Genomic DNA, 3,182 nt, shown 5'->3' on the forward strand with positions numbered 1-3,182 from the left:
CCCGCGTGCGCGCCGAACATTTGCTGCCCGCTATCACCGCCATCACAGCCACCAACCGCCAGACCATCAGCGACATCGTCTCCACACAGACCGACATGCCCAATTGGGATGATCTGGTGCTGGCGGTCGATGAAACCGATGCGCGCCTGGAAGAGGCGACTTCACTGATTGAAGTGCTATCGATGGTCAAAACCGGCGACACGGTTTGGCAAAGCGCTGTAACCGCCTGCAATACGGTTGTCGAGGATTACACAGCGTGGAAGAAGGCGCACCGGGGGTTGTTTCTTGCGTATCAGAACCTTGAGAAGAGTTCGATCGCGCGCAACTTCGATGCCGCTCGGCAAGCGGCATTGGCGAAAATTCTTCGTGAGTTTCGCCTCTCCGGAATCGGATTACCCCCTGAGCGGCAACAAGAACTGGCCGGCCTGAATAGCAAGATCAATCAGTTGCAAGAGCAATTCCTGGATAACCTGGAAAAGGACAGCGCCCAGTGGCACAAACACGTTGATGACAACATGCTGCTTGAAGGTCTTCCCTCAACAGCGCAACAGCATTTCGCACGATTGGCCAAAACGGCTGGGTATGACGGCTGGCTGATCCCGCTGAATTCCAACACTTACCAACAGATCATGACGTATGCGCACAACCGTGCATTACGCGAAGAGTATTTCATCGCCTGGTTCACCCGCGCCTCCGATCAAGGTCCGCACTCCGGTAATCACGACAACGCCCCCGTACTGGAGGCGTTGCTCAGGTTGCGTCGACAGAAAGCCCGACTACTGGGTTTCGATAACTTCGCGCAACTGCGTCAGGCCTCGTTGCCCGGTGGTTCAACCTCGAAAATCAAGGCGTTCATAGAGCGGCAAATTGCATTGAGCAAACCGGCGCGCCTGAAGGACACCGAGGCACTCAATACATTCGCCCGCGACCGTGGCATTACTGATGTGCAGGGTTGGGATCAGAAATACCTCGTCGAGCAATTGCGTGAGCAGCGTTTCGGTGACGCACTGAATGAATTGCGCAACTACTTGCGGCTGGAGGACACACTGCGCCGACTATGTCTGTTCTCTGAGCGCATGTTCGGCGTGCAGATTGTCCAGCTGCGCGACTTCGAGCGCTGGCACGATCACGTCCTTTTATTCGAAATCAGCGAACATGGACAAACGCTCGGTCATTTCTACCTTGATCCGTTCAAGCGCAACGACGAACTGGATTTCGCCGGCACCTTCACGCTGCGTAATCGTCGGATCACCGCCGAAGGACGGCCAGTACTGCCCATCGCCCTGATGACCTGCAATTTCACACCCCCGGCCGATGACCAGCCGTGCCTGCTCAGCCACCTTGATTTGCGGGTGTTGTTCCATGAATTCGGTCATTGCCTGCAGCACATCCTGACGCGCTCGCCCCATCATGGTCTCTCCGGCATCAGCCAATTGGCACGTCCGACAGCGGAGTTCGCAGGGCAACTGTTCGAGGGCTGGTGTCAGTCCCGAGAGTTTCTGATGTGGTTGGGGGCGCATCATTCCACTGGCGAGCGCTTGGGCGAGGCGCAGGTCGATGCGGCATTGGCAGCCCTGCAAACGCAAGCGACCGCAGAGACCACGAACCAGCTCACCCTCGCCTTGCTGGACTTCGAATTGCACACAAGCCATGGCGATGGTCGCGATGTCGCTCAGGTATTCGAAGACGTGCAACGGCAAATCCCGCAATTGAAATTGCCCCAGAGTTACCTGCTCGCCAACGGTTTCGACTACATAGTGACCGGTTACCAGGCGATGGTGTACGCCTATCTCTGGTCCGGCGTGCTGGCAACCGAGGTGTTCAAACAGTTTGAGCAGCAATGGGTGTTCAATCCTGAAACCGGCCGGGCGTTTCGGGAAACCTTCTTTTCACCTGGCGATGCGCAATCGTTACTGAGCGCGGCGCAGGCGTTTTTGAAGCATCCGGTCGATGCAGGCAATACACCACCCTGCGGCGGCACAGATTGACTACTTGAGGTTGACCGACTGGAACCAGCTCTTCATCGAGCAGGTGGCAAATGCGCTGGTGCTGCAATCGCCGTTGGCCAGCGCGGTGCGCAGTTTGTCGACATCAGCCTGCATCACGTAACGCACGCCATCCTTGAAATGGCCACTCTCACCGAAACCACCCTGCGTCATTTCATTCAGCGCGTCTTCCTTGCTCCAGCCCTGCACCACAATCCGGTACATCGCCGCCATCAGGCCGGTGCGGTCGGAACCGTGCTTGCAGTGCATCAATACCGGGCCGTTGGCTTCGGCTGTCTGAATCGCGCGCAACGTCTTGAGCACATCGGCGTCATCGACATGGTTGGTGCGATAAGGCAGTTGCACTTGATTGATGCCCGGCTCGGACAACCAGCTGCTGTCGGCTTCCGGGAGGAAGTTGATCACCGTCGCCACTTTGAGATTCTTCAGCAACGGAACCACGCCGCCGTCGGGCAAGGCGCTGCGGTAAAGCGTTGGTGACATCTGGAACAGGTTGTATTGCGCCTCAACCGGTTGCGCCCACTCTGGGGGACGCGAGGGTGCAGCGGCATCAGCCTGTGCCGGCATCAAGTGCAACAGGGCGACAAGCGACAAACACAAAGCAGGGAAAAGGCGCATTCGGGACATGCTGGGTTGACCGTATCGGGATTCATCAATGAGAGATCCCGCAGCTTCTACGTCTGAGGGTCAAAGCCCTGTGAGGCACTTGTCAAAGAATCGTGAATCCGCACGATTTCATTGAACGCTGCGTAAAAAAACCGGGGGTTTTTCCGCTGAATCGGTTCATCCCGATGATTAGGCTGCTACCATTTGTCACACGATGTTGCAGGCGTCCCCCTTTTCCCGGTCAAACGGGCCATTCGCCGCAACGAAAAAATGCTCAAGCCGTTCGCAGAAACGGACAACCATCAATGCCTGATGAGGTGTACTTCCATGTCTGATGCAGATCGAGACAACCCACGGCGTGAGTTCTTGCGCAAATCCCTGACCCTGATTCCCGTGGTCACCCTCGCCGGTACAGGTCTGGGCAGCAGCGTGTTGCAAGCTGCGCCTCAAGCCTCCCCGGCGACGCCCGCAGCAGCCCCGGCGAAAACCGAAGCCAGTGCCTACCAGCCGAGCTATTTCACCGCCGAAGAATGGGCCTTCATCAACGCCGCCGTGGCGCACCTTATTCCC

The 3,182-nt window shown here is 57.3% G+C and carries 2 protein-coding genes and 1 pseudogene; 2 read left to right on the top strand and 1 reads right to left on the bottom strand.

All coding sequences use genetic code 11. The features are described 5' to 3' along the window. Positions 1 to 5: 5 nt before the first annotated feature. Positions 6 to 1,988 carry a M3 family metallopeptidase gene (locus tag DBR18_RS00335; RefSeq protein ID WP_256588475.1) on the top strand — a complete coding sequence of 661 codons (1,983 nt, stop codon included), beginning with the start codon at positions 6 to 8 and terminating at the stop codon, positions 1,986 to 1,988. Here the strand turns inward: DBR18_RS00335 and DBR18_RS00340 are convergent, their stop codons facing one another. Then, a complete protein-coding gene (locus DBR18_RS00340) occupies positions 1,989 to 2,633 on the bottom strand; it encodes a dual specificity protein phosphatase family protein (protein ID WP_108588847.1) in 645 nt (214 codons plus the stop codon). 306 nt (positions 2,634 to 2,939) lie between these two features. Here DBR18_RS00340 and DBR18_RS00345 point away from each other — a divergent pair. Next, positions 2,940 to 3,182, top strand: a pseudogene (locus DBR18_RS00345) (gluconate 2-dehydrogenase subunit 3 family protein); the annotation flags it as partial.

Source organism: Pseudomonas sp. HMWF021 (assembly GCF_003061005.1).
Lineage (GTDB): Bacteria > Pseudomonadota > Gammaproteobacteria > Pseudomonadales > Pseudomonadaceae > Aquipseudomonas.

What these genes read in the sequence shown, in the direction of transcription:
- DBR18_RS00340 (WP_108588847.1), bottom strand. Translation starts at nt 2,633, where the DNA reads ATGTCCCGAATGCGCCTTTTCCCTGCTTTGTGTTTGTCGCTTGTCGCC.